6 protein-coding genes and 1 pseudogene are annotated in these 5,434 nt (G+C 41.7%); all 7 read left to right on the plus strand.

All coding sequences use genetic code 11. The features are described 5' to 3' along the window. Nucleotides 1-441, plus strand: a pseudogene (locus WBJ10_RS17425) (outer membrane beta-barrel protein); the annotation flags it as partial. Nucleotides 442-612: 171 nt separating this feature from the next. After that, nucleotides 613-1,371 (plus strand): SDR family NAD(P)-dependent oxidoreductase, encoded by a 759-nt coding sequence (locus WBJ10_RS17430; protein ID WP_424292613.1) that lies wholly within the window; start codon nt 613-615, stop codon nt 1,369-1,371. 177 nt (nt 1,372-1,548) lie between these two features. Beyond that, nucleotides 1,549-1,998, plus strand: a complete 450-nt coding sequence (locus WBJ10_RS17435; protein WP_424292615.1) for a GatB/YqeY domain-containing protein — start codon at nt 1,549-1,551, stop codon at nt 1,996-1,998. Between the two features lie 129 nt (nt 1,999-2,127). Further along, nucleotides 2,128-2,889 carry an alpha/beta fold hydrolase gene (locus tag WBJ10_RS17440; RefSeq protein WP_424292617.1) on the plus strand — a complete coding sequence of 254 codons (762 nt, stop codon included), beginning with the start codon at nt 2,128-2,130 and terminating at the stop codon, nt 2,887-2,889. Nucleotides 2,890-2,893: 4 nt separating this feature from the next. Then, on the plus strand, nt 2,894-3,556 hold the full coding sequence (locus WBJ10_RS17445) for a CBS domain-containing protein (protein WP_424292619.1): 663 nt from the start codon (nt 2,894-2,896) through the stop codon (nt 3,554-3,556). Nucleotides 3,557-3,565: 9 nt separating this feature from the next. Then, nucleotides 3,566-4,450: an NAD kinase gene (locus tag WBJ10_RS17450; protein ID WP_424292621.1), complete on the plus strand. Its 885-nt coding sequence runs from the start codon at nt 3,566-3,568 to the stop codon at nt 4,448-4,450. A 13-nt stretch (nt 4,451-4,463) separates the two neighbouring features. Then, nucleotides 4,464-5,243: a DUF6089 family protein gene (locus WBJ10_RS17455; protein WP_424292623.1), complete on the plus strand. Its 780-nt coding sequence runs from the start codon at nt 4,464-4,466 to the stop codon at nt 5,241-5,243. The last annotated feature ends 191 nt before the right edge of the window (nt 5,244-5,434 follow it).

The following is a 5,434-nucleotide window of genomic DNA, read 5'->3' on the forward strand; positions in this document are numbered from 1 at the left end:
CCCGGTCTGGTTTTTTCAGATATTTCCGCTATCTACGAGTATGATGCTCCTGCATATACAGTGGAAAGGAAAGTACAGGGCACCTTTGTCGATCTGCCTATAGGGATTAAATTAAAGTCAAACCGGCTGAATAATTATCGTGCTTACATGATCGCTGGAGCGAAGTATTCAATAGATATTGTTTCTGCTACGAAAAAGGATGATAGCGGTATTACCGTTGCATCTGAGAAATATCTTAAAAACGTTCCCAATGCCTTATGGTACGAAGCCGGACTAGGCCTTGATATTTACTTCGAATGGTTTAAACTCTCGCCGGAAATTAAATTCTCGCAAACTACTAAAAGCGTACTCCTGGATCGCGATAGATCAGAAAATCCTTATATCGCACCCATTGATAAGATGTTTTTAAGGAATTTTCAGTTTAGTTTGTTTTTTGAATAGGGAGCCGGGTTGTCCTTGCGAGGAGGCACGACGAAGCAATCTCTAATAGACAAAGCCAGAGTTTGCCGCGCTCCGCTCGCAAAGACAGCCGGAGTTTGCCGCGCTGCGCTCGCAATGACAGGCACTTCAATTTGTTCCTTGCCACCTCCCACTATTTCCTTAATTTCGAACATGTCAAAAATAGCCCTTATCACAGGCGCAACCGCCGGAATTGGCGAAGCCTGTGCCCGCCTGTTTGCTCAGCAGAATTATAACCTTATTCTTCTTGCACGAAGAGCAGATAGATTGGAATCACTTTCTAAGAATCTCTCTTCCGAATTTGGTATCGAAGTAAAGACGCTCGTCATTGATGTGCGGGATAAGGAGGCTGTCAAGGAACTGGAAATCTTGCCTGATGATTGGAAGAAAGTAAATGTGCTGGTAAACAATGCAGGACTTTCCCGCGGACTGGATCCTATAAATTCCGGCGATACTGAAGACTGGGACGTGATGATAGATACCAATATTAAAGGCCTTCTCTATGTAACTAAAATTGTTTCTAACTGGATGATCCAAAACGGGCCGGGCCATATTATAAACCTGGGATCGATAGCCGGGAAAGAAACCTATTTAAATGGAAACGTCTACTGCGCAACAAAGTATGCCGTCGATTCACTGAACAAGGCTATGCGTATCGATCTTTTACCACATAAGATTAAAGTTACCGGTATTCACCCCGGCGCAGTTGAAACCGAGTTTTCTGAGGTTCGCTTCAAGGGCGATACCGAGAGGGCAAAGAAAGTATATGACGGTTTTGAGCCCCTCCACGCACAGGACATTGCTGATGCGATCTGGTTCGCCGTTTCCCGTCCACCGCATGTAAATATTAATGATATGATTGTGATGCCGACTGCACAGGCTAATACGTCGCATTTGTTGAGAGAAGTCTAATTCTCGTCTGTGTGCTTTGCGTTTATTTCTTCCTATTGTTGCTTGCTTATCTTCTGGTTGGGCAGTGTAATCAGCTTTGCGTTTTATTTTGATGCGGTTATTCATGAAAATTCATCTCAACTCATTTTATTCCGTAGTTTTGCAGAATTAACCAATCACCCAAATACCAACCATAAAATGTCACTTCAGGAAAATATTGATCAGGATATCAAATCCGCCATGCTGAGCAAGGACGGGGCACGCTTACGTGGCCTGAGAGCTATCAAAGCAGCTTTGCTGGTTGCAAAATCAGAAAAAGGCGCTTCCGATGTTTTGACTGATGAAACCGAAGTAAAGGTTCTGCAAAAACTAGTTAAACAAAGGAAAGAATCCGCCGAGATCTATCAGCAGCAGAATAGGGACGACCTTTACCAGATTGAATTGGAAGAAATGCAGGTAATTGAAGCTTATCTTCCTAAGCAAATGAGCAGAGACGAGGTGAGTGTCTACGTTAAAGATGCAATTGCGCGTTCAGGGGCGGAAAGCATGAAAGATATGGGCAAAGTGATGGGATTGGTTAACAAAGAATTGGCTGGAAAAGCAGATGGCAAGACTATTTCTGAGCTTGTCAAAGAACTACTTGCCTGATCAGGCGGATCGGTTCAAATTATCGGCTACAAAAACTTATATTTATAAGCATATAAATCAGTTTTTATACTAATTTAACAATTAGACTTATATCTTAGCAGGCAACACGCTATACGCACTTAAAATTCTATGGAGTTCGCAATTAAAGAAGAAAACGGGTTTAAATTTATTGACGAAGGCGAAGGTGAAGTCCTGTTATTGCTGCATGGATTAATGGGGGCATTGAGTAATTGGACTGATGTTGTAAGTGAATTCAAGAAGGATTATCGGGTAATTATACCCCTGCTTCCATTATACGATCTTCCTCTTCTAACCACAGGGGTAAAGACCCTGGCAAAATATGTACATAAGTTTGTAAAAAAGCAGAAGCTGCAGAACGTAACGGTTCTGGGGAATTCCCTTGGCGGCCATGTGGGATTAATCTATACACTAAGCCATCAGGATGAAGTGAAAGCGCTGGTGCTTACCGGCAGTTCCGGACTTTATGAAAATGCTTTTGGAGGATCCTTTCCCAAGAGAGAAAGCTACGAATTTATTAAAGAAAAAGTAGAGTATACCTTTTATGATCCTGCTACGGCGACTAAGGAATTAGTTGATGAAGTGTACCAAATCGTGAATGACCGCTTTAAAGTTATCCGGATACTAGCGATGGCAAAATCTGCGATCAGACATAATATGTCGAAAGACATCCATAAGATAAAAGTTCCCGTATGTTTAATATGGGGAAAAGATGATAAGATTACCCCTCCGGAAGTAGCCATTGAATTTAATGAACTGCTGCCTGATTCTGAATTATATTGGATTGATCATTGTGGCCATGCTCCAATGATGGAGCAACCCAGGGAGTTTAACGTTTATCTAAAACAATTTCTGGATAAACACAAACACTAATATTATGTATGCACATGAACTCATATCTGATGCCATACCACCGGTTAAGACCTCTGACTCAATACAGAAGGTTATGGACCGGATGGCGGAATTCAGAGTGAATCATTTGCCAATTGTAAATGATCAGCAGTTTCTGGGCTTAATTTCCGATGAAGATCTGATCGAGACGTCTGATCTTACGTTCCCGATTGGAGGGTTAAGCCTCTCACTTCATAGTCCCTTCGTATTTCAGGACCAGCACGTTTATGACGTAATCCGCCTGTTCTATGAACAAAAACTGAGTCTTGTACCTGTGCTCGACTTAAACAAAAATTACAAAGGGCTTATTTCCATCAATACCATGATGGAGCATGTAGCTACCATTACTTCTGTAAAAGAACCCGGAAGTATTATAGTTCTTGAGATTACTAACCGAAATAATTCTTTATCACATATCGCACAGATTGTGGAGTCGGATAATGCTCAGATTCTTAGCTCATATCTGAAATCATTCCCCGATTCGACCCGCCTTGAAATTACTTTAAAGCTCAATCGTACAGATATATCATCCATATTAGCTTCTTTTTTAAGGTATGATTACAATGTTAAAGCCACATTTAACGACTCAAAATCGGATGATGGCACATCCGACAGGTATAATCAGCTCATGAATTACCTTGATATCTAAAAAACCAGAATGAAGATTGCAATTTACGGCAGGGCTTTTAATAACACTGTTCTGCCTCATGTTCAGCAGGTTTTTGACAGCCTGGCAAAGTATGAAATAGAGGCTTTTGTGTTCGACAAGTACAATCATTTCATATCAGGGAAAATTTTCTTTCCTAAAAAGTTCCAGATATTCAAAAACCATCACGATCTGATCGCAGCAAAAGTTGATGTAGTGATTAGCCTTGGTGGCGATGGTACCTTACTGGATACCGTTACCTTGATTTGTGACTCCAATATTCCCGTCATCGGGATTAATTTCGGCCGGCTTGGCTTTCTGGCAAGTATAAATAAAAACGATATCGATTCGGCCATAAAAAGCCTTCTCAATAAAGAGTTTACTCTTGACAGGCGGGCGCAGATCCAGCTTGAGTCAGAATCAAACCTTTTTGGCAGCGAGAATTTCGCGCTTAACGACATTACCATCCATAAGCGCGATACCTCTGCAATGATGATCGTACATGCCTACCTTAACGGGGATTTTTTGAATTCGTACTGGGCAGACGGCCTGATCGTAGCAACTCCCACCGGTTCTACGGCTTACTCACTAAGCTGCGGCGGCCCGATTATTTTCCCTGGCTCAGGAAATATGGTTGTAACTCCAATATCTCCGCACAACCTGAATGTTCGGCCAATTGTCTTATCGGATAATAATATCCTCTCCTTTGAAATCGAAGGCAGAAGTTCAAAATATTTGGTTACCTGCGATTCAAGAACGGAAGTGATCGACGCTTCTGTTAAAATCAAGGTTAGAAAGGCCGATTTCGGAATTAATTTAATCAGGCTGAATAATGAAAACTATTTATCGACGTTAAGGAACAAATTGCTTTGGGGAATAGATACCAGAAACTATTAAGTAAATCCTTTTAATGCGCCGACTAATCCTCATTATTTGTTTCTCTTTACCAGGCTTTTTTGCACAATCCCAGACATGGGAAGTAGGTGTTACTGCAGGTGCAGCCGGTTATATGGGCGATATCAATCCAATTAAACCTTATAAATTTACTGACCCCGTTTTCGGTGCACTAGCCAAGCGTAATTTTAACGGACGCTGGTCCGCAAAAGTTGCTTTTTTGCAGGGCAAGATCCAGGGTGATGACGCAAAATCATCAAATGCTTATCAGAACGACCGGAATCTGCATTTCCGCACCGATCTTTCGGAATTATCCCTTCAGTTAGAATTTAATTTTTTCAATTACCTGCCTGGCGGAATGTCCGGCTTTAATTCAAGGAGGTTTAGCCCTTTTCTGTTCGCAGGTGTAGCTGGAGTAGCTTTTAATCCGGTTGCGGACTTTGGTAATGATGAAGTAGAATTACACCCCCTCCAAACTGAAGGGGTAGATTATAAGAAAAATGCCATTTCCGTCCCCTATGGAGTAGGAGTTAAATATAATATAACAGGTAATTGGAATCTTATAGGAGACATAGGCTATCGCACCGCATTTACAGATTATCTGGATGATATTAGTGGGAGGTATCCTGATTTTACTTCACCTGCAAGCCCAATAACTCAGGACCTTTCCGATCGGTCGATTTCCGGCGCAAGCCCGGGACAACAAAGAGGTGATTTCCGTCCAAGAGATACGTACATGTTCAGTACGATCAGTCTCACCTATACTTTTGTGTCTTTGAAATGTCCGATGTTTTGATAGTATTTGAATACAGAAGTTCAATGCCCAGGATAACCAATAGGTACGCTTGCTCAGACTTCCGACTTCCGACCTCGGCACAACCATAGACGTCAGTGAGCCACATCACCTCATTTAATTCATCCGATAAAAAACATACAAATATTCGTACCTTTGCAGCTCTAATTTCAGGGCTAAATTATTTTGCCTGT

Origin of the sequence: Daejeonella sp. (assembly GCF_049655485.1) — a bacterium.
GTDB lineage: Bacteria > Bacteroidota > Bacteroidia > Sphingobacteriales > Sphingobacteriaceae > Daejeonella.